Consider the following 24,294-nt stretch of genomic DNA (forward strand, 5'->3'; position numbering starts at 1 on the left):
TCCGGGCCAGCGCCGACCAGCTGCCCTTCGCCGACGAGAGCTTCGACGCCGCCTGCTCGGCGTTCGGCGGAGTGCCCTTCGTGGCCGACGCCGGCGCGGTGTTCCGGGAGGTGGCCCGGGTGCTGCGGCCGGGCGGGCCGTGGGTGTTCTCGGTGACGCACCCGATGCGCTGGATCTTTCCGGACGACCCGGGCCCGATGGGCCTGACCGTCGTCCAGTCCTACTTCGACCGCACCCCGTACCTGGAGGTCGACGGGGACGGCAACGCCACGTACGTGGAGCACCACCGCACGCTCGGCGACTACGTGCGCCAGCTGGCCGGGGCGGGCCTGGTGCTGGAGGACCTGGTGGAGCCGGAGTGGCCGGCCGGGCACGACCGCGAGTGGGGCCAGTGGAGCCCGCTGCGCGGCCGGCTGTTCCCGGGCACGGCGATCTTCCGCTGCCGACGGCCGGCGTGACCGTGACGGCCACCCTGCTGGCCGCGCAGGAGGACCGGTTCGCGCGGCTGGACCGGGTGCTGCCGCCCGCGCCGTCGCCCGATCCGGGCGAGGTGATCAACGCCGCACTGCCGGACGGCACGAGGGTGGCGGCGGTCGTCACGCACCGGACGACCACGCCGGGCATGCCGTCCTGGCTGTGGTCGGCGGCCGACACGTACGAGCTGCAGCCGCTGGTCGGCCACACCGGCGCGGCCGGCATGGACGCGGTGCTGCGGGCCTTCCGGCAGTGGCTGGACCGGGTCGGCGACCGCGGCCCGGACACGGCGGTGACGGTGGTCTGGCCCAGCCGGGACGTCGACTGCACCCGGGTGTTCCTGGACCACGGCCTCCACCCGCTCACGATCACCGGCGTGCGAGCGCCGACCACGGTCCGGGCGCCCTCGCTGACCGTGACCGTCCGGCCGGCCCTGGCCTCGGACGAGGAGGCCGTGGTGGAACTGGCCATGGCCGAGGTCCGGTACTCGGCGAAGGTCGGGGCGGCGATCCTGCGGGCCGAGTCGGAGCGGACGCGCCGGGCGGCCATGGCCGGCCGGCTGGGCATGACCGACGACGTGTGGGTGGCCGAGCGGGACGGCGTCGTCGTCGGCCTGGCCGAGACGGCAATCATCGCCAACACGCCCGGCACGAGGAGCGCTCGACAGCTGCCGACCGGCCTGTGGGGTTATGTGAACTGTCTTTCGGTGCTCCCAGGGGCAAGGGGCGCCGGAATCGGCCAGCAGCTCATGGCGGTCGTGCACAATCACTTCGCCGGCCACCGGACCGTCGGCTACTTCCTGCACTACAACCCGCCGAACCCGCTGTCGTCGGTGTTCTGGCCCCGTCAGGGCTACCGGCCACTGTGGACCCAGTGGGAGGTGCGCCCGGCGGGCGCGCTGCGGTAGTCGCCCCTAGGGTCGAGATCACGTCACCCTGGCTTGCGATCCGGCACCGGGTTGCCGCACTATTTGAACTGACCAGTCAGTTCAAGGAGGCTCGGTGGAGATCCACGTCCAGAGCGTCGGCATCGACGGGGCGCACGGCCCGCTGCTGCACCCGACCTCGCTGCGCGTGCGGACGGGCGAACTCGCCCTCGTCGCCGGCGAGCCCGGCACCGGCCACACCGCCTTCGCCCTCGCGCTGGGCGGCCGGATGAAGCCGAGTGTCGGTCAGGTGCTGGTGGACGGCAAGCCCGATGACGCCGCGCTGCGCCGCCTGGTGGCGATCGTGGACGCGCCGGACGTGTCCTCCCCCGAGGAGGCGCTGACGCTGGGCGCCGTGATCGGCGAGGAGCTCGCCTTCGCGAGCCAGCCGGCGAACCGCAAGGCGGTCGCCGACTGGCTGCTCGCGCACGACGCCCGTGAGCACGCCAACGTCCGCTTCGAGTCGGTGCCGGCCGAGGTCCGCACCCGCCTGCTGGTCGAGGTCGCCACGCAGCGTCCCGGCACCGAGGCGCTCGTGCTCGTGCTGCCCGACCGGCACGGCGCCGGCCCCCACACCTGGTGGACCACCGCCACCAAGGCGGCCGAGAACGGCCTGGCCGTGGTGGTGCTGTGCAGCGAGACCTCCGCGCGGCTGCTGGACGTGACCGCGGCCCGCATCGGCGACCGCGAGCAGCCCGAGACGTTGGCATTCATGCAGGTTCAGGAGGAGGGTCAGTGAGCCCCATCCGGTTGGCGGCCACCGAGTTGCGCCGCATCACGGCGGGCAAGCTGCCCAAGATCGCTGTTCTCGCGCTGGTCATCGTGCCGCTGCTGTACGGCGCGATGTACCTGTACGCGAACTGGGACCCGTACAACAACCTCAAGTCGCTGCCGGTCGCGCTGGTCGTGGACGACCAGGGCGCGCAGGTGCAGGGCAAGGCGCTCAACGCCGGCAACGAGGTCGCGGACGAGCTGCTGACCAACCCGAAGTTCGAGTGGCACCGGGTCAGCGACTCCGAGGCCCAGGACGGCGTGCGGGACAACAAGTACACGTTCGCGCTGACGCTGCCGGCCGACTTCTCCAAGGCGCTCACCTCGCCCGTGGACAACAAGCCGCGGCAGGGCGTCATCCAGCTGACCACCAACGACTCCAACAACTATCTGGCCCGCACGATCGCGGACAAGGTCGTGGACGCCGTGCGCGCGGCGGTGGCCAAGAAGGTCGGAACGACCGCGGCGGACCAGCTGCTCACCGGCTACGCGACGATCCGCAGCAGCACGCTGCAAGCGGCCGACGGGGCGTCCAAGCTGGCCGACGGCGCGGCCAAGGCCAACGACGGCGCCCAGCAGCTGGCCTCCGGCAGCGTGGACCTGGCCGCCGGCGAGCACAAGCTGCTCGACGGCTCCAACCAGCTGGTGAACGGCCTCGACCTGCTCAAGAGCAACACCGCCAGCCTGCCGAGCAAGACCCAGCAGCTGGCCGACGGGGCCAAGCAGGTCGCCGACGGCAACGCCCAGGTGGCGGCCGGCGGCTCGGCCATCGCCTCGGCCGCGCAGACCGTCAACAACAACCTCGACGGGGTGCGGTCGGACATCCAGGGCCGGCTCCAGGCCGCCGGGTTGAGCGCCGACCAGGTGAGCCAGGTGCTGGCGGTGCTGGACAACGCCCGCAAGCCGTTGAACGACGCCAACGGCCAGATCCAGACCGTGAACGGCAAGCTCCAGCAGCTCTCGTCCGGCTCGCGGCAGGTGGCCGACGGCGCTTCGCAGCTCGCGGCGGCGTCCCCCCAACTGGTGTCCGGCATCGCGCAGGCCGACGGCGGCGCGGCACAGCTCCGTGACGGCCTGAAGACGGCCACCGACGGTGCGGACAAGCTGTCCAGCGGCGCGGCCCAGTTGGCGTCCGGCACCAAGCAGCTGGCCGAAGGCAGCGCGCAGCTGCGGGACGGCCTGAACGCGGGCGCCGGCAAGATCCCGGACCCCAACGACCCGTCGGCCACGGCCAACACCATCGGCGACCCGGTCACCGTGCAGACCGTCGGCCAGGCCACCGCCGACACGTACGGCGCCGGCCTCGCCCCGTTCTTCCTCGGCCTCGCCACGTGGATCGGCGCGTTCGTGCTGTTCCTGCTGCTGCGGCCGCTGTCCCGGCGGGCCCTGGCCGCGCGCCAGCGCCCCGGCATCGTCGCGCTCGGCGGCTGGCTGCCGGCCGCGTTGCTCAGCTTCCTCCAGGTGGTGCTGCTGTTCGCCGTCGTGACCACGCTGGTCGGCGTGCATCCGTCGGATCCCTTGGGCACCTTGGGTTTCCTCGTGCTCACCGGGTTCGCGTTCACGGCCATGCTGCACGGTCTGAACGCCCTGTTCGGGGCGGTCGGCAAGTTCCTCGGCCTGGTGCTGCTGGTGTTGCAGCTGACCACCGCCGGCGGCACGTTCCCGTGGCAGACGATTCCGGCGCCGCTGCAGCCGCTGCACATCGCGCTGCCGCTGGGCTATGTGGTGGACGGGCTGCGGCACCTGCTCTACGGCGGCGCGCTGTCCAGCCTCGGCACCGACCTCGCGGTGATCGGCGGCTATCTCGTGGTGGGGCTGGCGCTGTCGGTGTTGGCCGCGTACAAGCAGAGGGTGTGGACGCCCTCTCGCCTCAAGCCGGAACTCGTGCTGTGAAACCGCGGCCAGCCCGCACCTCGGCGACGAAGCAGAAGCTGTTCGACGCCGCGCTGCGCCTGGTCGGCGAGCGGGGCGCGGCCGGCGTCACCGTCGACGAGATCGCCGCCGAGGCGGGCGTGGCCAAGGGCACCGTCTACTACAACTTCGGCAGCAAGGACGCCCTGGTCGACGCCCTGCTCCGGCACGGCGTCGAACTGCTGGCCGCGCGTCTGCGGTCGGCCGAGGACGTCGACGACACCGGCGAGGCGCTGGAGACCCTCGTCGATGGGGCCCTGGGGTTCTTCGCCGAGTACCCGGCCTTCGCGCAGCTGCTGGTCAGCGAGATGTGGCGGACGCCCGGGCAGTGGCATGGAACGTTGAGCCTGCTGCGTGACGACATCGTGGCCATCGTGCGGCAGGTCGTGCAGCGGCGGGCCGACGTCGGCGCTTTACCGCCGGACGTTCCCGTCGGCACCGCCTCCGCCGCCCTCTTCGGCACCCTCCTCGTCGTCGCGCTCGACTGGCAGGTCTTCCAGCCCCAGCGCACGCAGCACGAGGTCCGCGAGTCCGTCATCATGCTCGTCCGCGGCGTCTCCCAACGCTGAACCCCCGCGAGTCCCGCTCTCGGGCAGCCATGTGTCGAGTTCATGACCGCTGGAGAGCAGGACTCGCGGTGTGTCGGAGGGCGCGGTTGATGTACTCGTCCTGTTCGCCTACGGGGGCGACGTAGCGCAGGGCCTCGGCGGCGGCTTCGGCGCCTTCGAGGCGGGTGATGAGCCAGGTGGCCAGGTAGTGCGAGGCGAGGCAGCCGCCGGCGGTGGCGACGTTGCCGTTGGCGAAGAAGGGCCGGTTGAGCACGTCGACGCCGGCGGCGACCACCCAGGGCTTGGTGGTGTTGTCGGTGCAGGCCGGCACGCCGTCGAGCAGGCCGAGTTTGGCCAGCACGAGCGTGCCGGAGCACTGGGCGGCCAGCAGCTGCCGTGAAGGATCCAAGCCCCGCAGCACGGACATGATCGCGGGATCCTCCACCACCTCCCGGGTCTTGGCGCCGCTACCGACGATCACCGCGTCGGCGGCGCAGGCTTCCTGGAGCGTGGCCATGGACTCGACGAGGACGCCGTTCATGGAGCGGACGGTCGGCGTCGGGCCGGCGATGGAGATCCGCCAGTCGGGCCGGGGCACCCGGTTGAGAATGCCGAGCGCAATGAACGAGTCGAGCTCGTTGTAGCCGTCGAAGGTCAGGATCGCGATGTGCATCACCGCAGGTTAGGGCCGGTCTTCATGACAGTCGAAGAATTGTCATGGATACAATCGGCCGGTGCGTGCGCCGAGGTACAAGCCCGTGGTGGACCGGCTGGCGGCGGAGCTGCGGGCGGGGCGGTGGCCGGTGGGGACGCGGCTGCCGACGCATCGGGAACTGGCCGCCCGTGAGGGAATCGCGCTGGTCACGGCCACGCGCGTGTACGCGGAGCTGGAGGCCATGGGCCTGGTGACGGGCGAGCAGGGCCGGGGCACGTTCGTCCGCGACACGGCTTTGCTTGCCGGGCAAGGCATCGACCCGCAGCTCGTCGCCTCCGACGCGGTCGACCTCCAGTTCAACTACCCCGCGCTGCCCGGCCAGGCCGATCTGCTGCGGCAGGCGCTGCGGGATCTCGCGGCCGGCGGCGAGCTGGAATCGTTGCTGCACTACCAACCCCACGCCGGCCGGCTGGAGGATCGGGCCGCGGTCGCCCGGCACGTCTCGAAACGCGGGTTGCAGGTCGACGCCGGGAACGTGTTGATCGTCAGCGGCGCGCAGCACGGCCTTGCCGTGACGGCCATGGCTTCCTTGCGACGTGGGGACGTCGTGGCGGTGGATCCGTTGACGTACACGGGTTTCAAGGTGCTGGCCCACACGCTGGGCCTGGAGTTGGTGGCCACGAACGACCTCGACGAGCTATGCCGCCGGCGGCCGATCAAGGCCGTGTACACGATGCCGACGCTGCACAATCCCCTGGGCACGGTGCTGTCGCTCAAGGCCCGCAAGAAGTTGGTGGCGACCGCACGCCGGCACGACCTCCTGATCATCGAGGACGCCGCCTACGCCTATCTCGTCGAGGACGCTCCCCCGCCGCTGGCCGCCCTCGCCTCGGAACGCACGGTCTACGTCTCCAGCCTGTCCAAGAGCGTGGCCACCGGCCTGCGGGTCGGTTTTGTGGTGGCAGAACAGGTTTCGCCGATCGAACAGGTCATCCGCGCCACCACCTGGAACACGCCGGCCCTCACCGTCGCGCTGGTCCGCCGCTGGCTGGCGGATGGCACCGTCGACCGGCTTGAGGCCCACAAGCGCACCGATGCCCATATGCGCCAAGCGATCGCGCGTGACGTCTTCGCCGGGCTGCCCGTCGTCGGCCACCCGGCGTCGTACTTCCTGTGGCTGCCGCTGGCCGAGCCGGCTCGGGCCGACCGGGTCGCGGCTGCGCTGACCCGGCGGCGGATCTCCGTCGCCACTGCCGACCAGTTCGCCACCACTCCCGTTGTACCGCAAGCACTTCGCCTGGCGCTGGGGTCGATTCCAGTGGCCGAGCTGCGGCACACACTGACCACGGTCCGGTCAGTGGTGGACGCGGACGCCCACCGCTGACCTTCTGCTCGAAACCGTGTTTCGGTGTGCCGGAGAGCGTGACTCGCGGGGGTTCAGTGGGCGGCTTCGTCCCAGCTACGGCCGTAGCCTACGGAGACTTCCAGGGGGACGGCGAGCTGGTAGGCGGTGCCCATGTTCTCGCGGACCAGGGCCTCGACCTGCTCGTGCTCGCCCTCGGCCAGTTCCAGCACGAGTTCGTCGTGCACCTGGAGCAGGACCCGGCTGCGCAGATCGGCCTCCCGCAACGCCTTGTGCACACCCAGCATGGCCACCTTGATGATGTCGGCGGCGCTGCCCTGGATCGGGGCGTTGAGGGCCATGCGCTCGGCCGCGTCGCGACGCTGGCGGTTGTCGCTGTTGAGGTCGGGCAGGTAGCGCCGACGGCCGAAAATGGTCTCGGTGTAGCCGTCGGCCCGGGCCTTGACCACCACGGCCTGCAGGTAGTCGCGCACGCCGCCGAAGCGGGCGAAGTAGGCGTCCATCTGCTCGCGGGCCTCGTCGTTGGAGATCCGCAGCTGCGAGGCCAGGCCGTACGCCGACAAGCCGTAGGCCAGGCCGTAGGTCATGGCCTTGACGCGGCGCCGCAGCTCGCCGGTGACCTCGTCGATCGGCAGCGAGAAGGCCTGCGCGGCCACGTAGGTGTGCAGGTCCTCGCCGGTGTTGAAGGCTTCGATCAGGCCGGCGTCCTGCGACAGGTGCGCCATGATCCGCATCTCGATCTGGCTGTAGTCCGCGGTCATCAGCTCGGCGTAGCCGGAGCCGACCACGAACGAGTGCCGGATGCGGCGGCCCTCCTCGGTGCGGACCGGGATGTTCTGCAGGTTGGGGTCGGTCGAGGACAGCCGGCCGGTGGCGGCGATCATCTGGTTGAACGTGGTGTGGATGCGGCCGTCGTCGGCCACCGACTTGAGCAGACCATCCACAGTGGTCTTGAGCCGGGTCGCGTCCCGGTGCTCCAGCAGGTGGGCCAGGAACGGGTGCTCGGTGGTCTCGAACAGCGTCTGCAGCGCCTCGGCGTCGGTCGTGTAGCCGGTCTTGGTGCGCTTGGTCTTCGGCATGTCGAGGTCCTCGAACAGCACGACCTGCAACTGCTTGGGCGAGCCGAGGTTGATCTCCTTGCCGATCACCGAGTACGCGTCCTGCGCCGCCTGCTTCACCCGGGCGGCGAAGTGCGCCTCCAGCTCGGTGAGGTGCTCGACGTCGACGCAGATGCCGGCCTGCTCCAGCTCGCCCAGCACGCCCAGCAGCGGCAGCTCCAGCTCGTCGAGCAGCCGACGGCTGCCGATCGACTCCAGCGCCGTGTCCAGGGCGTCGGCCAGCTCGGCCACGGCCTTCGCCTTGACGATCTGGGTCTTGGCGGCGGCCTCCGCGTCGGCGGCCTCGTCGGCCAGCAGCGACAGCTGGCCGTCGTCGGCGCCTTCCTCGGCCCGCAGCTCCCGCTTCAGGTAACGCAGCACCAGGTCGTCCAGCTCGAACGAGCGCTGCCCCGGCCGCACCAGGTACGCCGCCAGCGCGGTGTCGCTGGTCCAGCCCTTCGGGGCCCAGCCGCGGGCCCTCAGCGCGTGCTCGGGGCCCTTGAAGTCGTGCCCGGCCTTGGCCACCTTCCCGTCGGCCAGCCACGCCGCGAAGGCCTTCTCGTCCGACTCGGTCAGCGCGGTGGCGTCGAAGTAGCCGCCCTCGCCCGACGTGGTGGCCAGGGCGATGCCCTCGATGTCGCCGGTGCCGCTGCCCCAGGTGCCCTTGAAGGCCATGCCCACGCGCTCGCCGGTGCGGGCGTGCTCGTCCAGCCACGCCGCCAGCTCGCCGGACGGGATCGCGCCGCCGGACACCTCGAAGCCCTCGTCGGCCTCCGGCTCGGCGCTGCTCAGCGTGGCGAACAGGCGGTCACGCAGCACCCGGAACTCGAGGTCGTCGAACAGGCGGTGCACCTGGTCGCGGTCCCACGGCCGCACCGCCAGGTCCTCCGGGCCGACCGGGATCTCGACGTCCTTGACCAGCTCGGTCAGGTCCCGGTTGCGCATGACGTTGGACAGGTTGGCCCGCAGCGCGTCGCCGGTCTTGCCCTTGATCTCGTCGACCCGGTCGATCAGGTCGCCCAGCGAGCCGAACTCGCGGATCCACTTGGCCGCGGTCTTCTCGCCGACGCCGGGAATGCCGGGCAGGTTGTCCGAGGGGTCGCCGCGCAGAGCCGCGAAGTCCGGGTACTGGACCGGGGTCAGGTTGTACTTCTCCTGCACGGCGTCGGGCGTGAACCGCGTCAGGTCCGAGACGCCCTTGCGCGGGTAGAGCACCGTGACCTGCTCGGTGACCAGCTGCAGCGCGTCGCGGTCGCCGGTGCAGATCAGCACCTCGAAGCCCAGCGCCGCGGCCTGCGTGGTCAGCGTGGCGATGATGTCGTCGGCCTCGAAGTTCTCCTTCTCCAGGACCGGGATGCCCAGCGCGCCGAGCACGTCCTGCACGATGCTGACCTGGCCGCGGAACTCGTCCGGCGTGGCCGAGCGGTTGGCCTTGTACTCGGTGTACCGCTCGGAGCGGAACGTCTTGCGCGAGACGTCGAAGGCCACCGCCAGGTGCGTGGGCTTCTCGTCGCGCAGCAGGTTGATCAGCATCGAGGTGAAGCCGTAGACCGCGTTGGTGGTCTGCCCGGTCGTCGTCTTGAAGTTCTCCGCGGGCAGCGCGAAGAACGCCCGATAGGCCAGCGAGTGGCCGTCGAGCAGCAGGAGACGGTTGTCGGTGCGGGTTGCGGCCTGGTTCACGGGGGCGAGTCTAGGGTGAGGGCCTGACAAGAGTTGGAGGTGCCGGTGACCGACACCGCGCAGACGCGCTCGGAGGAGCTCGCGGCCCTGCCCGAGCAGCTGCCGGCCAAGATGGGCATCGAGATCACCGAATGGGATCGCGATCGCCTGGTCGGCACCATGCCGGTGGCCGGCAACCGCCAGCCGTACGGGCTGCTGCACGGCGGCGCCAGCGCCGTCCTGGCCGAGACCCTGGGCTCCGTCGCCGCGGCCATGCACGCCGCCGACCACGGCCGCATCGCCATGGGGGTCGAGCTGTCGTGTACCCATCACCGGGGCGCCGTCGCCGGCCTGGTGACCGGCGTCGCCACGCCGCTGCACGTCGGCCGCACGATGTCCTCGTTCGACATCACCATCACCGACGAGGCCGGCAAGCGCGTCTGCACCGCCCGCCTCACCTGCGCCATCCGCGACACCACCGGCGCCAAAACCACCTGATCGAGCTACCCCTTTATGCAGGGAAAGTGTGTCCTCAAGGACAGTGGAATAACGACGGACCGAGATAATGGTTGCGATGCGGCTACCGTCTCATTAGTACCTAACCGGCATTGATGCACACACCACCGAGAGCAGGGCATCTGATCGACTCTAGAATGGAAGGCTATCCAATTGTTACTCCAACTCCGTTGTGAACTCAACGCGGGTAAGGCGTCCTTCCCTGCATCACGCTGACGACGTCAGCTCTCGCCGAGGTAGGCGTCGCGGACGCGCTGGTCGGCCAGGAGCTCGTGGCCGGTGCCCTCCAGCGTGGTGCGGCCGAGGTCGACCACGAAGGCGTAGTCGGACTGGGCCAGCGCGGCCAGCGCGTTCTGCTCGACCAGCAGCACCGTGGTGCCCAGGTCGCGCAGGTTGCGGATGGTGTCGAAGATGCGCTGCGTCATGATCGGCGACAGGCCCATCGACGGCTCGTCCAGCATCAGCAGCCGCGGCCGGGACATCATCGCCCGGCCGATGGCCAGCATCTGCTGCTCGCCGCCGGAGAACAGGCCGGCCTTGTTGCCCCGGCGCTCACCGAGCACCGGGAACAGCTCGTACACCCGCTCCATGTCCTCGGCGACGCCGTCGTCGGACCGGGTGTACGCGCCCAGCTGAAGGTTCTCCTCCACGGTCATCCGCGGGAACAACCGCCGCCCCTCCGGGCAGTGGGCCACGCCCATGCCCAGAATGGCGTGCGCCGGCTGGGTGTGGATCGGACGGCCCTCGAACAGGATCTCCCCGCGCTTGGGCCGCAACAGCCCGGAAATCGTGCGCAGCGTGGTGGTCTTGCCCGCGCCGTTGGCCCCGATGAGGCTGACGATCTGACCGGCCTGCACCGAGAACGTGATGTCCCGGATGGCCTCGATCGCCCCGTACGCCACGGACAGGCCGCGGACCTCCAGCAGCGGACGGGTGGGGGTGGTGGCGGTCGCTCCCGGCGCCGCGCTCGCAAGCTCGCTCACGGCGTCTCTCCCTCCTGCACGGCCTGGAGTTCGGCCTCGACTTCCTCCGGCGGCTTGCCCAGGTACGCCTCGACGACCCGGGGGTCGCCGCGCACCACGTCCGGGGTGCCCTCGACCAGCAGCTCGCCCTGCACCAGCACGGAGACCTGGTCGCACAGCGTGAAGATGAACTTCGTGTCGTGCTCGATGACGACCACCGAGATGCCCAGGTCGCGGATCCGGAAGATCAGCTGGCGGGCGGCCTCGGTCTCCTGCGGGTTCATGCCGGCGGTCGGCTCGTCCAGCAGCAGCACCGCCGGGTCGGTGGCCAGCGCGCGGGCGATCTCCAGCCGCCGCTGGTCGCCGTAGGGCAGGTTGCGGGACAGCTCGTCCTCGACCTTGCCCAGCCCGACGAACGCCAGCAGCTCGCGGGCCCGGTCCCGGGCGGCGGCCTCGCCACGACGGAACGACGGGCCGTGGAACAGCGACGCCAGCGGACCCTGCCTCATCCGCACGTGCCGGCCCAGCAACACGTTCTCCAGCACGGTCATGCTGGGGAACAGCCGGATGTTCTGGAACGTTCGGGCCACGCCGGCCGCGGTGACCTCGGCCGGGTCGCCGGGCAGCACGGCCCCCTTGAGCAGCACCTGGCCCGTGGTCGGCGTGTACAGGCCGGTCAGGCAGTTGAAGAACGTCGTCTTGCCGGCGCCGTTGGGCCCGATCAGGCCGACGATCTTGCCTTCGTCCAGGTTCAGGGACACGTTCTTCAACGCCGTGAGGCCGCCGAAGACCATCGACACGTCCCGCGCCTGCAACACAGGAGTGCTCATGCGCCGGCCTCCTTGGCTCCCGCGACGGCGACCGGCTCCTTGATGACCGTGTCGTCCAGTGACTCGCCGGTCACGTCCTGATCGGCCAGCTCCGCCCGGCGGTGGCGGTCGGCGATCAGACCCTGCGGCCGGAACCGCATGATCACGACCAGCGCCAGGCCGAAGAACAGCAGCCGGTAGTCGGAGAACTGCCGCAGCTCCTCGGGCAGCACGAACAGCAGCGCGGCTCCGAGCACCGCGCCGGGGATCGTGCCCATGCCACCGAGGATGACCGCCGCCAGCAGCGTCACCGACTGGTTGAACTGGAAGCTGTCGTACGAGGCGGTGGCCAGCTTGTGCGCGAACACCGCGCCGGCCAGGCCGGCCAGCGTGGCGCCGGTCATGAAGGCCAGGATCTTCAGCTTCCCGGTCTTCACGCCCATCGCCCGGGCGACGTCCTCGTCCTCGCGGATGGCGATCCAGGCCCGGCCGATGCGACTGTTCTTCAGGTTGCCGAAGACGAACATCACCAGCGCGACCAGCACCACGATCAGGAAGTAGTACAGGACACCCGACGGCAGCTGGACGCCGCCGATCGTCAGCGAGTCGTTGAAGCCGGTCCCGAACAGGCTCAGGTCCGGGATGTTGGGAATGGCGTTGGAGCCGCCGGTCAGCCCGCCGATGTTGTTCTGCGAGACGCGGACGAAGATCTCACCGAAGGCCAGCGTGACGATGGCCAGGTAGTCACCGCGCACACGCAGCGTCGGGGAGCCGACGATCGCGCCGAAGAGGCCGGCCACGATGCCGGCGACGATCGCCGCGAGCAGGAACGGCAGCCGGATGCCGAACTCGGCGGCGACGGCGCCGGACAGGTTCGCCGCCACGAAGGCGCCGATGCCCATGAACGCCACGTACCCGAGGTCGAGCAGGCCGGCCAGGCCGACCACGATGTTCAGGCCGATGGCGGTCGCCGCGTACACACCGATGTTCGCGGTGATCGTCATCCAGTAGTCGTTGCCCAGCGAGGTGAACGGCACCGCCACGGCGCACGCCACCAGCACGACGATGCTGAAGATCCGGTGGCGCTCGGACATGTCCGAGATCCACTTGGTCACACCGACCGCCCACAGCACGCCGAGCAGAGCCCCGGCCGCGCTCAGGTAGGACAGGAACAGCGGGCCGATGTAGGGATCGGACACGCCGCTGTGGCCGCCCGCGGTGAGCGTCTCGGTGATCAGCAGCAGCAGCGCCACGAAGGCCACCAGCAGGATCAGCCACTCCGCCCAGAACGGCAGCTTGGGGTTGATCACCACCTTCGGCTCCGCCGGCAGCTGGAAAGCGCCGTACAGCAGCACCGCCGCGCCGATGACGGCGGCGATGCCGCCGAACGCGGTCACGCCGTCGGCCACCGTGACCGCGCCGAAACCGCCGCCGTCGCCGATGATGAACAGCGTGTTGATCAGGGCGACGCCGAGCGCGCCCCAGCCGACGGCCTTGAGCACGCGGATCTTGTCGCGCAGCGGCACGAAGCAGAACACCAGGCCGGCCAGGCCCAGGATCTCCAGGTACAGCCGGAAGGAGCTCAGGCCGAACGGGGCGTCGAAGAACTCCAGCGTCGCCTTGTCCGGGTACGGGCCGTCGTTGAGCACGAAGGTGGCCCACGGCAACAGCGCGCCGATGATGACCACGATCGAGCCGACGATGATGAGCGGTCGAGCCATCGCTTTCATGCCCGCACCCTTTCCGCCTCGCCGAACAGACCCTGCGGCCGGAACACGAGCACCGCGATGAGCAGGATGAAGATCCACACGTAGTCGTACGCGGTGCCACCGGGCAGGTAGATGTCGGCCAGGTTCTTGATCAGGCCGATGACGAAGGCGCCGATCACCGCGCCGCGGATGCTGCCGATACCGCCGAGCACGGCCGCCGCGAAGGCGAACAGGCCGTTCTGGAAGCCGATGTACGGATCCACGTTGTGGATGTAGGTGCCGTACAGCACGCCGCCCACGCCGGCCAGCACCGCGCCGATCGCGAAGGTCAGCACGATGACCCGGTCCGGGTTGATGCCCATCAGCCGGGCGGTGTCCGGGTCCTGCGCGGTGGCGCGCATCGCGCGTCCCATGCGGGAGCCGTTGACGTAGGTCTCGAGCACGATCGACAGCACCACCGACACGATCAGCATCAGCAGGCCGCTGGCCGGGATGGTGATCGACCCGATGTGCAGCGGGGCAGTGATGAAGGCGTTCGGGAACGGCACCGCCGAGCTGGCGCCCGGGAAGAAGATCCGGACCAGCTCCTGCAGGAACACCGACACGCCCAGCGCCGTGATCAACGGCGCCAGCCGGGGCGCGTTGCGCAGCGGCCGGTAGGCGAAGCGCTCCATCAGCAGCGCCACCACCACCGACACGATCGCGCCGCCGACGAGCATCGCCGGCAGCGCGACGTACCAGATCTGCTGCGCGGCCGGGGGCAGAACCCAGGAGTAGACGGCAAGGCCGCCGAAGGCGCCGGTCATGAAGATCTCGCCGTGCGCGAAGTTGATGAGCTGGATGATCCCGTAGACCATCGTGTAGCCAAGGGCCACCATGGCGATCAGACCGCCGAAGATGAGCCCGTTGGCTATCTGTTGCAACAGGGTTCCCACTGCTACCTCCATAGACGGCGGGGGCGAGGCCCTTGTGAGGCACCCACCCCCGCCGATCCTGAACTCATGTCAGTAGAGCGGTCAGCCCTCGAAGGGACCCGTCTGCACGGCCTTCCAGTCCTTGCCGGACACCTGGTAGACCGTCAGAACCTTGTTCGTGCTGTCGCCGTACTGGTCGAACGCGACCTGGCCGGTGGCGCCGGAAGCGCTGTACGAGCCGATGTTGGTGATCAGCTTGTCGCGCTCGCTGTCGCTCCAGGTGCCGCTGTCACCGAGGGTCTTGGCCAGGCTGGCGATGATCGCGTTGGCCGCGTCGTAGGAGAAGGCGCCGTACGCCGCGTACGGGTCCTTGTACCCCTTGGCCGAGTAGGCCTTCACGAAGTCCTTGGCGCTGTCCAGCTGGTCGGTGGGCGCGCCGACCGAGGTGGCGAGGTCGCCCTCCTTGCCGCCGAGGTCGATGAACTTCGGGTCGTAGATGCCGTCGCCGCCCATCAGCGGGACGTTCAGACCCAGGCCTGCGGCCTGCTTGGACAGCGGGCCGGCCACCGGGTACTCGCCGCCGTAGTAGATGGCGTCGGGGCTGGCCGCCTTGACCTTGGTCAGCACGCCGGAGAAGTCGGTGTCCTTCTCGCCGACCTGCTCCTTGTCCACGATCTCCGCGCCGTCCTTGGTGGCCCGGTCGGTGAACGCGGCGGCGAGGCCGGCGCCGTAGGTCTTGCCGTCCTGGATGATCGCGATCTTCTTCTTGCCGGCCTTCTTCACCAGGTAGTCGGCCGCGTCGGGGCCCTGGTAGTTGTCCGTGGTGCAGACCCGGAAGTAGCTCGGGAACTGGCGCTTCGGGTTGTTCAGGTCCGCGCCCTTGGTCAGCGACGGGTTGGTGTTGGCCGGCGAGATCTGCGGGACCTTCTTGCCCGACAGGATCGGCTGCACCGTCTGCGCGACCGAGGAGTTCAGCGTGCCGACCACGCCGACCACGGTGGAGTCCGAGGACAGCTTGGTGGCCGCCTGGGCGCCGGTCTGCGGGGTCGCCTGGTCGTCTTCGGCGTCCAGGTTCAGCTTGTAGCCCTTGACCGTGCACTTCTCGTTGGCCTCGGCCACCGCCAGCTCGGCCGAGTGCTGGATGCCCAGACCCAGCGCGGCAAGGTTGCCGGTGAGCGGGGCGATCACACCGACCGTCAGCGTGCCCTTGCTCGTGTCGCAGCTGGCGGAGCCGCCTCCGCCGCTCTCGGTCTTGTTCGTGCCGCAGGCTGCCAGCGCCAAAGCGCCGGCCATGACCACCACCGCGGCCTTCACCGTCCGGTTACGCACGTGACGTCCCTTCTCCGAGCTGCGCGGTCGTGTGATAGCACGAACCGTCCGACCCCGTCTGATTTGGGGGTTGCGCGGAAGTTAGGCGATGAAGCGCTCCACAGTCATCGCGGCGGACGTTTCCGTGACCAGACCGCAACGTTGCGAGAACCCTCCGTTGCCATACCGACGCACAACGCCACAACTGTTTACGTTAGCTCTTCTAGCGGAAATACCGATTTCAACTCGGCAACGGAGCTATCTCCGTGCCGATCGGCCCGCCTACCATGCCCGAATGGTCCCGCCGAAACGCCTGCTGGTACCGCTGGGAGCCATCCTTCTGCTGGTCAGCGCGGGTGTCGCGCTCCGCGAGGTTCAGCAGACCCAAAACACACCACCCGCCCCGAATTCGGAGATCAGGCGGGTGGACCGATTCACCAACCGTAACGTTCTCGTGCCACAACCAATCGGCGGACCGGCGACACCGGCCGACCTGCGGTTGACTTCGGAAGTCGGTGCGCTGCGCGCCGACTGGACCGATGCCGGAGCATCGGGGTACGAGGTGACCTGGCGCCATGGGGGCGTACTGGACCACACATTGCTGACCATACAGCCCGAAGTGAGACTGGACGGACTTCGGACAGGCGTGTCCTACTCGATCGAAGTGCGTGCCGTCGACGCTTACGGCAAGCGGTCCAACCCGGCGACGGCCACCGGGACGCCCGCCGCTGCTCCCGACAACTCGTGGAAAAAGCCGCTGACCGGGCTGTTCGACGACTTCTCCGACGTCAGCACGTTGACCAGTCGCTGGCACCTGTCCGGCTACCAGGGCTGCGTCGACGCAGGCAGCGGCGGTGGCGGGCTCGTGATCGGGCTCGAATGCGGCACCGATCAGGCGGTGTTGCGTGCCCGTTCGCGCATCGAGCTTGCGTCGAATGGCGAATTGGGCCGAATAGCCGTCGTGACCGACGCGGCCGGCCCCGGCGGCCAACTCACCGTCGACCTCAGTCCCGGCCCCGTCGACCGCGTGGGTCCCTCACTTCCGCCCGGGACCGTGCAGATCGTCGTGGACGATCAGGGCGCCCGGGTGCTGGCCGCCGACGACGTTCCGCGAGTCGGCCAATCCCGCTCGGATCCCGTCCCGCCCCGCGGCGTCGGCGTGCCGCACCGATTCGAGATCGCGCTCCGGTCCGACGGTATTACGGTCTTACAGGACGGACGCGAGATCGGATTCGGCGGCATCGCCCTACCCGCGCGGTCCACCACTGTCCTGTTCGGATTCCAAGGCCCCGCCGGCCTCAAATCCCGGGTGTTCGTCGGCGGCGCCGGCTTTTCCGGCTCCCCGACCCCCGTCGATTCGGTGAGCGAGGTTTCCCTCGTGCCCGCCACTCTCCGTGCGCTGGCTCCCGGCGAGGGCGCCCCGGGCATCGGCATCTCCCGCAAACCCTTGGTGGGCACCGTTTCCGCTCGCTACGTCGCCACCGTTCGGGCCGGCGACGGGCTGGACGTCGGCGGCCTGGCCGTGCAGCTCGGCGACACCACCTATCCCCTGGCGCAGGCCGTTCCCGGGCCCGTGCCCGCCGACTCCGTCACCACCGTCTACGCCGACCTGCCCCCGCCGCTGCTCGGTCTCGGCGGCCCCGACCAGCTCAGTCCGTACGTGCTTCGGTCCGCCCGGGGCGAGGCCACCATCGTCGAGAGCTACCTGGAGCTCCACCACAGCGGGCCCGTGCCGCCCGCCGCCCTCGCCCCGCTACAGCCCGCCCCCGCCGACGTCCAACTGCCGCGCGTCGTCGTCACATCGAGCGAGGACGGCGGCCGGGTCGTCCTCAACATCACCCTGGACGGCCGCTACACCAAGGAGGTCGCCGGCATCGCCGGCTTCGAGGTGTGGCAGGACGGCAAGCTCGTCTGCGGGCAGCCCACCGACACCGGCGGGCCCGGTCTCGGCGGCCGCTACACCGTCATCTTCAGCGCCGGCAGCGTCGCCCGGGGACAGCACACCTTCGACGTTCGGCAGTACCCCGCCGACGCCGGCAAGCTCCCCACCTCGGTGCTCAAGGACGTCACCGTCACTTGATGCTGTCGACCACGGCCTCCGCCACCGCCTTCATCGTCGTGCGGCGGTCCATCGCCGTGCGCTGAATCCAGCGGAAGGCCTCCGGCTCCGTCAGGCCCTGCGCGCTCATCAGCAGGCCCTTCGCGCGCTCGATCACCTTGCGGGTCTCCAGGCGGTCCGTCAGGCTCGCGACCTCGTTCTCCAGCGCCTGCAGCTCCGAGAAGCGGCTCATCGCCAGCTCCACCGCCGGCACCAGATCCCGCTTCGCGAACGGCTTCACCAGATAGGCCATCGCGCCCGCGTCCCTCGCCCGCTCCACCAGATCCCGCTGGCTGAACGCCGTCAGGATCACCACCGGCGCGATCCGCTCCTTGGCAATCACCGACGCCGCCTCGATGCCATCCATCTTCGGCATCTTCACGTCAAGAATCACCAGGTCAGGGCGCAGATCGCCGGCAAGCTTCACCGCCTCCTCGCCGTCACCCGCCTCCCCCACCACCTGGTAGCCCTCCTCGCGGAGCATCTCCACCAGATCGAGCCGGATCAGCGCCTCGTCCTCCGCGACGAGCACCCGACGCTGCGGGGCAGCAGCCTGCGTCTGGGCCTCGGCAGCCGGCTGGGTCACCGCGGTCCTCCTGTGCGATCGTGGAATCCACCCTGACGAGTGGACCGAAGCCGCAGTTTACTCAGTGTGCGCCCCCTCCACCCGCCTCCACCGCGTGATCAGCCCTACACCCCCGCACCCGGGCCCCCTGCGCACCCCCGCCACCCCCGTCGCGTAGAGTCATCCCCCTGAACACGCCCCCGTAGCCCAACGGCAGAGGCAACGGATTCAAAACCCGTCCAGTGTGCGTTCGAATCGCACCGGGGGCACCAGCAGCAATCACACCAACGTTGACCTGTAGGTTCGCAGGTCCATCATCTTCCCGGCGCCGCGGCGCCCCAAGTGGGGGCTTGCTCCGCGACTGCCCCAAGGGTGTCTATCCCATCCCCCGGGAGCGTGAGTTCAATCATTGCGTTGTCCGTTTCGTAGTCGACGTGGACCTGCAGCATTGGATGAGTGCGGGTCGGAGTAGCTCGCCGCGGCCGTACGCGCGGACGGTCCCGCGTCGGCCGGGCCGTACTCGCCGATGCCGCCAAAGAGATCGGCGTCCTCGACAGCCAAGCGGCACCTGGCTGCTGCCTGCCGCACCGATGGCTCACCAATCGGTGGCCACCGATTGTCCACACTCGACATCGTCGGTGCGCAGTGGACCCTGCTGGCGGGCCGGACGGTTCCGGCTGGCACACGGCAGGTCGCATGGCGGTCGTGCGGCCTCCCACCGATCCCAAGGACACCATCCGCTCCGCCATGCACACGGTACTCGGACACCGCGCGGCACCGTGACAACCGACAGCGGGAGGTATCGATGTCAGCCGGCCTGACCGCGCATCATTCCGACTGTCGCAGTTGGACACTTGCGGTAACCGGGCCTGCGGGCCGTTCTCCTTCGTCAAGAGGGACCTCGTCTTTCCTCCATGGCAGGGCGGAGTGTCGCTCGCGTCGCGTGGGCGGTGGCGGTTCGGCGGCGGTGGTCGGCGAGGGAGTTACCTGAGGCTGGGCACTTCGTCGCGGGTGACGACGTAGGCGCTGTTGAAGGTGGTCCTGAGGAAGCCGGGATCCTGGCCGGTGATCCAGTTGCTGTTCCACGTGCTGAACATGACCCAGCGGGCGCAGGTGGACTGGAGCTGGGACGGGTCGGGGATGGCGCCGTTCTCGTGCAGCGTGATCGGGATCGTGGAGCCGACGACGCCGCGGGTGGAGTTGAACAGCGACGTCAGCGGCCCGTGGTCGTTGACGTAGGTGTCCGCGCCGCCCACGTCGACGTAGGACTTGCCGGGGTAGAACGAGGAATTCGGCTCGCCGTCGGCCGGCCACAGCCACACCAGGTTGTGAATGCCCTTGACGTCGACGAAGTAGTTGAACTGGAACTTCCACAGCCGCTGGTACTGCGCGCCGCCCTCTTTGCTCCACCAGAACCAGGTGCCGCCGGCCTCGTGGTACGGCCGCCACAGGACGGCCACGTTCTGGGACTGCAGGCGCAGCAGCTGGCTCGCCGCGGCGTCCAGTTCGGCGGTGTAGGAGGCGTACTCACGGGTGCCAGGGGTGAGGGTGTTGTTGATCGAGGCGGTGCCGCCGTAGTTGCAGTAGCTCGTGCCCGGTGCGCCGACGTGCCACCCGATCATCGGGATGCCCCCGGCGTTCCACCACGCGGCGGCGCGGTCGATGGCGCCGGGGCGGTCGCACATGTCCAGCCCGCGGATCGCTGGGACCTTGCCGGTGTTGTTGTAGATGAAGTTGAACTCGTTCTCGCTGCCGTTGGTCTCCTGCTGGCCCGAGACGATGTGGTTGCCGTACTGGCTGTAGAGGTAGCACAGCAGGTGGCGGGCCTGTGCCGTCGCGTTCGGATCCGCCGTCGCGACGGTGCAATCGCCGCCACCGCCACCGCCGCCGTTGAACGCCCACTTCTGGTTGCCCTGCCCGTTGCAGTTCCACAGCACCACGGGCGCGCCGTTCGCCGTCGCGGCACCGGACACATCCAGGCACAGCCCGGACTGCAGGACGCGGGGCGCCCCGCCCGGATCACCGTCGGACCATGGCCGCACTTCTCCCTCGCACTGGGCGGACTGATGGTGCGCGAAGCCCTCGAGTTCGGGCTCGCCCACGCCCGGGACGAGCGCCCACCGGAGCGTACGGCGGTGCGGCTGTACGTCATGGGCGAGAACACCTGGCGGGACTTCGACTCCTGGCCGCCCCCCGGCTACGCGCCGCAGCGGTTCCACCTCCACGCCGACGGCCTGCTCTCGGTCGAGCCGCCCGATGAGTCCACTCCCGACTGCTACCGATACGACCCGGCCGACCCCACCCCCGCGGTGGGCGGCGCACGGATCACGGTAACGCAGCGGGCAGGCCGCGCCGACAACACGGCGCTGGAGGCGCGACCGGACGTGCTGACCTACACAACCGCCGCCCTCGAACAGGACGTCGAGGTGATCGGCGAGATCAGCGCCGAGATCTGGTTCCGGTCCAGCCAGCGGTCGGCGGACGTCTTCGTCCGGTTGTGCGATGTGGACGAACACGGAAGATCCTTCAACGTCTGCGACGGGCTCACCGCACTCGCCGACGCCGATCGAACTCACTGCGCAACCGTCGAACTGTGGCCCACCGCGCACCGGTTCAAGCGCGGTCACCGGATCCGGGTCCAGGTCTCCAGCGGCGCCTTCCCCCGGTACAACCGCAATCCCGGGACAGGGGAACCACGCGCGACCGCGCACGCCCTCCGCGCAGCCGACCAGCAGGTGTTCCACGCCCCGCAGCACCCCTCCTCGATCGTCCTGCCCGTCCTACAGGTCAGTTGAGACGGCGCGGCGGGCTCGGTCGGCGGCAAGCCTTCGCCAGCCGTTCGGTGGCCTCCCCGACGTCGGCCGCGTCGCCCTTGAGCTCGAACTCGACGAAGTCGTCGGCGTGGTTGAACACGATCTCGACGGTCGCGCCGGACGAGCGCCCTCTTAAGTTCGCCAACGACGGCCGCTCCGAAGCCCGCTGGCCCTGATTCCTCCCCCGCCACCTGCTCGGCGCTTTTCTCCTACCTGCCGAAGCGATCCGGCTACGCCTGTGCCGTCCGCTGGGCGGACTTGTCGGCTTGCTTGGTGAGCACGCGGCGGATCACGTCCTCCTGGCGGGGCGTCTCTGGCGACGTCAGACATCGCCACTGTCTGATGGCTCTGCACAGGGAATCGAATGTGTCGAAGCCGCACCCGCCGTCCATAACGGCCCGGCTAACATGAAACAAATTCATCTGTTTGCCGGTCGTATTCGACGGACGTTCGATGCTGAACTGCCGCACATGACCACGGGCCGCCGGATCTGCCTCCTCGCGTCAGTGCTGCTGACCACCGCCTTCGTCGTGCCGGTGGCCCACGCGGACACGCCGGTCGCCGATCCCGCGGCGCTGGTCAACACCCTCGTCGGCACCACCGGCGACGGCCACGACTTCCCCGGCGCGGACACGCCGTTCGGCATGATGCAGTGGAGCCCGGACACCTCGTCACGCCCCAAGGGCGGCGGCTACGAGTACAACGACACGACCACCCGCGGCTTCAGCCTCACCCACATCTCCGGTCCGGGCTGCGACGCTGCCGACGACGTGCCGTTCCTGCCGACAACAGGGGCCATCAGCAGCCCCGGCTCGGCCACCGCCTCCTTCAGCCACGCCAAGGAGAGCTCCGCCCCCGGCTACTACTCCGTCGGCCTCGGCTCCGGCATCCGGGCGGAGCTGACCACCGCCCCCCGGTCCGGCATCGGCCGCTTCACCTATCCGACCGGCACCCCGGCAAACATGATCATCAAGGTCGCCGACAACCCGAGCCCGGTCGCCGCCAGCACCGTCACCGTGGTCGGAAACAACACGATCACCGGCTCGGTGACCGGCGTCGGCTTCTGCGAGGCGTCCAACCCGTTCACCCTGTACTTCAGCGCCACCTTCGACCATCCGTTCACCGCGACCGGCAACTACGGCGGCGGCGAGTACGTCACCTTCGACACCACCGGCAGTCAGGTCGTCCAGGCCCGCGTCGGCATCTCCTACGTCTCCGTCGCCAACGCGAAGTCCAATGTGGACGCCGAGATACCGGGATGGGACTTCGACGGCACGCGAACATCGGCGTACCAGGCGTGGAACGCACGACTGAGCCGAATCAGGGTCGCCGGCGGCACCGCCGACCAGCAGCACATCTTCTACACCGCCCTGTACCACTCACTGTTGCACCCCAACGTGTTCAGCGACACCAACGGCCAGTACCTCGGCTTCGACAACGCCGTGCACACCACCCCGGCCGGCCACGCCCACTACGCCAACTACTCCGGCTGGGACATCTACCGCACCCAGGCCCAACTGTCGGCGCTGATCGCACCGGACACCGCCAGCGACATGGCGCAGTCCATGGTCGACGACTACCGCCAGGGCGGCACGCTGCCCAAGTGGGCCATGAACAACGCCGAGACCTACATCATGGTCGGCGACCCGGCCGACGCCGTGCTGGCCGACTACTACGCCTTCGGCGCCCGTGACTTCGACACGTCCGCGGCGCTGGCCGCCATGGTGCACCAGGCGACGACCACCAACAACGCCCGGCCCGGCGGCGCATACCTGGACAGTTTCGGCTACCTGCCCACCGACAGCCCTTACGGCTGCTGCCACTACTACGCCGGCGTCTCCACCCAACTGGAGTACGACACCGCCGACTTCGCGTTGTCCGCCTACGCCGCCGCGCTCGGCGACACCGCCGACAGCGCCAAGTTCCGCGACCGCGCCCAGAACTGGCGCAACATCTTCAACCCCAGCAGCGGCTACATCCAGCCGCGGCACTCCAACGGCCGCTGGATGACCGGTTTCCTCGCCGCGCCGATCAGCGGGGGCACCAACAGCAACGACTTCGCCGAAGGCGACTCGCTGATCTACACCGGCATGGTGCCGTTCAACATCGCCGGGCTGGCCGCCGCCAAGGGCGGGAACGCCGCGATGGCCAAGTACCTCGACGGCGTGCTCACCGGCTACACCGGCCTGCTCAGCCTCGCCGGCCTCCAGTCCAACATGGGCAACGAACCGAGCTTCGAACTGCCCTGGGAGTACGACTACATCGGGCAGCCCTACCGCACCCAACAGGTCGTCCGGCAGATCCAGGACCAGATCTGGACCAACTCCCCCGGCGGCCTCGCCGGCAACGACGACCTCGGCGCGATGAGCGCCTGGTACGTGTGGTCGGCGCTGGGGCTGTACCCCGAGACTCCCGGCACCGCCGACCTCGCACTCGGCAGCCCACTGTTCACCACGGCCACGATCAGCCTGCCCAGCGGCAACACGTTGACGATCAACGCGCCGCAGGCCGCCGACAACGCCCCGTACGTGCAGTCGCTGACGCTGAACGGTTCCGCCTGGACCAACGCGTATCTGCCGGCGTCGGCGATCACCACCGGCGGCACGCTCGGCTACACCCTCGGCACCTCGGCCAACACCTCGTGGGCATCGGCCCCGTCCTCGGCGCCGCCCTCCTACGACGGCGCGGCCACGCCCCTGCCGACCGAACCCAGCGGTCCCATCACCTCGGCGCTCGCCGGCAACTGCGCCGACGTCGCCAACGCCAGCAATGCCAACGGAACCGCCGTCCAGCTCTACCCGTGCAACGGCACGAACGCCCAGACCTGGAACGTGGTGCCCGACGGCACCTTGCAGGCCCTCACCAAGTGCCTCGACGTCACGCAGGGCGGCACCGCCAACGGCACCAAGGTACAGCTCTACGTGTGCAACGGCAGCGGATCGCAGCAATGGAAGTCCACATCGGACGGACAGCTGGTCAATCCTCAATCGGGTCGTTGCCTCACCGACCCGGGTGGCAGCACGACCGCGAAGACCCGGTTGGAGATCGACGACTGCCAGCGGGCCACCGGGCAGCTGTGGAGTCTGCCCCACTGACCGCCGTCCGCCACATCGGCAACGGGCGGTGGCCGATCGCCTTCTCACCGACCGCCGCGGACATCCACACGGCCGCGAAGCCGTAGTCGCGCATGTTCTCCT

At 69.5% G+C, this 24,294-nt stretch carries 19 protein-coding genes, 1 tRNA gene and 1 pseudogene; 11 read left to right on the plus strand and 10 right to left on the minus strand.

The features are described from left to right. The 5 genes from KUTG_RS14055 to KUTG_RS14075 form a co-directional block, all read left to right on the plus strand. Positions 1 to 458: class I SAM-dependent methyltransferase (locus tag KUTG_RS14055; RefSeq protein WP_043717257.1), on the plus strand; the 458-nt coding region annotated here is incomplete at its 5' end. Beyond that, complete coding sequence (locus KUTG_RS14060) at positions 455 to 1,381, plus strand: GNAT family N-acetyltransferase (protein WP_043729297.1); 927 nt, start codon at positions 455 to 457, stop codon at positions 1,379 to 1,381. The genes KUTG_RS14055 and KUTG_RS14060, both read left to right, overlap by 4 nt. Before the next feature lie 94 nt (positions 1,382 to 1,475). Then, positions 1,476 to 2,138 carry an ATP-binding cassette domain-containing protein gene (locus KUTG_RS14065; RefSeq protein WP_043717259.1) on the plus strand — a complete coding sequence of 221 codons (663 nt, stop codon included), beginning with the start codon at positions 1,476 to 1,478 and terminating at the stop codon, positions 2,136 to 2,138. Then, positions 2,135 to 4,063: a YhgE/Pip domain-containing protein gene (locus KUTG_RS14070; RefSeq protein WP_043717260.1), complete on the plus strand. Its 1,929-nt coding sequence runs from the start codon at positions 2,135 to 2,137 to the stop codon at positions 4,061 to 4,063. Before KUTG_RS14065 ends, KUTG_RS14070 begins: the two co-directional genes overlap by 4 nt. Beyond that, positions 4,060 to 4,650 (plus strand): TetR/AcrR family transcriptional regulator, encoded by a 591-nt coding sequence (locus KUTG_RS14075; protein ID WP_043717261.1) that lies wholly within the window; start codon positions 4,060 to 4,062, stop codon positions 4,648 to 4,650. Before KUTG_RS14070 ends, KUTG_RS14075 begins: the two co-directional genes overlap by 4 nt. A gap of 40 nt (positions 4,651 to 4,690) precedes the next feature. Here the strand turns inward: KUTG_RS14075 and KUTG_RS14080 are convergent, their stop codons facing one another. Then, positions 4,691 to 5,302, minus strand: a complete 612-nt coding sequence (locus tag KUTG_RS14080; RefSeq protein ID WP_043717262.1) for a DJ-1/PfpI family protein — start codon at positions 5,300 to 5,302, stop codon at positions 4,691 to 4,693. A gap of 61 nt (positions 5,303 to 5,363) precedes the next feature. Between KUTG_RS14080 and KUTG_RS14085 the strand changes: the two genes are divergently transcribed. Next, positions 5,364 to 6,668: an aminotransferase-like domain-containing protein gene (locus tag KUTG_RS14085; RefSeq protein ID WP_043717263.1), complete on the plus strand. Its 1,305-nt coding sequence runs from the start codon at positions 5,364 to 5,366 to the stop codon at positions 6,666 to 6,668. 53 nt (positions 6,669 to 6,721) lie between these two features. Here KUTG_RS14085 and polA read toward each other — a convergent pair whose 3' ends face one another. After that, entirely contained in the window at positions 6,722 to 9,424 is a 2,703-nt protein-coding gene (polA, locus tag KUTG_RS14090) for a DNA polymerase I (protein WP_043717264.1), read from the minus strand. A 45-nt stretch (positions 9,425 to 9,469) separates the two neighbouring features. Here polA and KUTG_RS14095 point away from each other — a divergent pair, with 45 nt between their 5' ends. After that, complete coding sequence (locus KUTG_RS14095; RefSeq protein WP_043729299.1) at positions 9,470 to 9,901, plus strand: hotdog fold thioesterase; 432 nt, start codon at positions 9,470 to 9,472, stop codon at positions 9,899 to 9,901. Between the two features lie 239 nt (positions 9,902 to 10,140). On the opposite strand, the gene KUTG_RS14100 is transcribed toward KUTG_RS14095, so the two are convergent. From KUTG_RS14100 to KUTG_RS14120, 5 genes are all read right to left on the minus strand, one after another. Then, complete coding sequence (locus KUTG_RS14100; RefSeq protein ID WP_043729300.1) at positions 10,141 to 10,845, minus strand: ABC transporter ATP-binding protein; 705 nt, start codon at positions 10,843 to 10,845, stop codon at positions 10,141 to 10,143. Between the two features lie 53 nt (positions 10,846 to 10,898). After that, the gene (locus KUTG_RS14105) at positions 10,899 to 11,711 is read right to left on the minus strand and encodes an ABC transporter ATP-binding protein (protein ID WP_043717265.1); all 813 of its coding nucleotides are present in this window, start codon (positions 11,709 to 11,711) and stop codon (positions 10,899 to 10,901) included. Then, a complete protein-coding gene (locus KUTG_RS14110; RefSeq protein WP_043717266.1) occupies positions 11,708 to 13,420 on the minus strand; it encodes a branched-chain amino acid ABC transporter permease in 1,713 nt (570 codons plus the stop codon). Before KUTG_RS14110 ends, KUTG_RS14105 begins: the two co-directional genes overlap by 4 nt. After that, on the minus strand, positions 13,417 to 14,334 hold the full coding sequence (locus KUTG_RS14115) for a branched-chain amino acid ABC transporter permease (protein WP_198047156.1): 918 nt from the start codon (positions 14,332 to 14,334) through the stop codon (positions 13,417 to 13,419). Before KUTG_RS14115 ends, KUTG_RS14110 begins: the two co-directional genes overlap by 4 nt. Before the next feature lie 81 nt (positions 14,335 to 14,415). Then, positions 14,416 to 15,642 carry a branched-chain amino acid ABC transporter substrate-binding protein gene (locus tag KUTG_RS14120; RefSeq protein ID WP_043717269.1) on the minus strand — a complete coding sequence of 409 codons (1,227 nt, stop codon included), beginning with the start codon at positions 15,640 to 15,642 and terminating at the stop codon, positions 14,416 to 14,418. Positions 15,643 to 16,267: 625 nt separating this feature from the next. Between KUTG_RS14120 and KUTG_RS14125 the strand changes: the two genes are divergently transcribed. Then, positions 16,268 to 17,701, plus strand: coding sequence for a hypothetical protein (locus KUTG_RS14125; RefSeq protein ID WP_157494530.1), 1,434 nt, complete (start codon positions 16,268 to 16,270; stop codon positions 17,699 to 17,701). Here the strand turns inward: KUTG_RS14125 and KUTG_RS14130 are convergent. Then, positions 17,694 to 18,305, minus strand: a complete 612-nt coding sequence (locus KUTG_RS14130; protein ID WP_043717271.1) for an ANTAR domain-containing response regulator — start codon at positions 18,303 to 18,305, stop codon at positions 17,694 to 17,696. The genes KUTG_RS14125 and KUTG_RS14130 overlap by 8 nt on opposite strands. A gap of 175 nt (positions 18,306 to 18,480) precedes the next feature. Between KUTG_RS14130 and KUTG_RS14135 the strand changes: the two genes are divergently transcribed. Then, a tRNA-Leu gene (locus tag KUTG_RS14135) sits at positions 18,481 to 18,556 on the plus strand. Between the two features lie 711 nt (positions 18,557 to 19,267). Here the strand turns inward: KUTG_RS14135 and KUTG_RS14140 are convergent. Then, the gene (locus KUTG_RS14140; protein ID WP_232240795.1) at positions 19,268 to 20,326 is read right to left on the minus strand and encodes a glycosyl hydrolase; all 1,059 of its coding nucleotides are present in this window, start codon (positions 20,324 to 20,326) and stop codon (positions 19,268 to 19,270) included. On the opposite strand from KUTG_RS14140, the pseudogene KUTG_RS14145 reads away from it, so the two are divergent. Next, positions 20,276 to 21,079: pseudogene (locus KUTG_RS14145) on the plus strand (CocE/NonD family hydrolase); the annotation flags it as partial. The gene KUTG_RS14140 and the pseudogene KUTG_RS14145 sit on opposite strands and share 51 nt — an antisense overlap. Here the strand turns inward: KUTG_RS14145 and KUTG_RS58425 are convergent. Next, positions 21,072 to 21,242: a hypothetical protein gene (locus KUTG_RS58425; RefSeq protein WP_157494531.1), complete on the minus strand. Its 171-nt coding sequence runs from the start codon at positions 21,240 to 21,242 to the stop codon at positions 21,072 to 21,074. The pseudogene KUTG_RS14145 and the gene KUTG_RS58425 sit on opposite strands and share 8 nt — an antisense overlap. A gap of 325 nt (positions 21,243 to 21,567) precedes the next feature. Between KUTG_RS58425 and KUTG_RS14155 the strand changes: the two genes are divergently transcribed. Next, positions 21,568 to 24,192, plus strand: a complete 2,625-nt coding sequence (locus KUTG_RS14155; protein WP_052394468.1) for a lectin — start codon at positions 21,568 to 21,570, stop codon at positions 24,190 to 24,192. The last annotated feature ends 102 nt before the right edge of the window (positions 24,193 to 24,294 follow it).

Source organism: Kutzneria sp. 744 (assembly GCF_000568255.1).
Classification (GTDB): domain Bacteria; phylum Actinomycetota; class Actinomycetes; order Mycobacteriales; family Pseudonocardiaceae; genus Kutzneria.

Bases quoted from the DNA above. Each gene is read 5' to 3' on its own strand.
- KUTG_RS14080 (WP_043717262.1), bottom strand. From the start codon at position 5,302: ATGCACATCGCGATCCTGACCTTCGACGGCTACAACGAGCTCGACTCG.
- KUTG_RS14105 (WP_043717265.1), bottom strand. From the start codon at position 11,711: ATGAGCACTCCTGTGTTGCAGGCGCGGGACGTGTCGATGGTCTTCGGC.
- KUTG_RS14110 (WP_043717266.1), bottom strand. From the start codon at position 13,420: ATGAAAGCGATGGCTCGACCGCTCATCATCGTCGGCTCGATCGTGGTC.
- KUTG_RS14155 (WP_052394468.1), top strand. From the start codon at position 21,568: ATGACCACGGGCCGCCGGATCTGCCTCCTCGCGTCAGTGCTGCTGACC.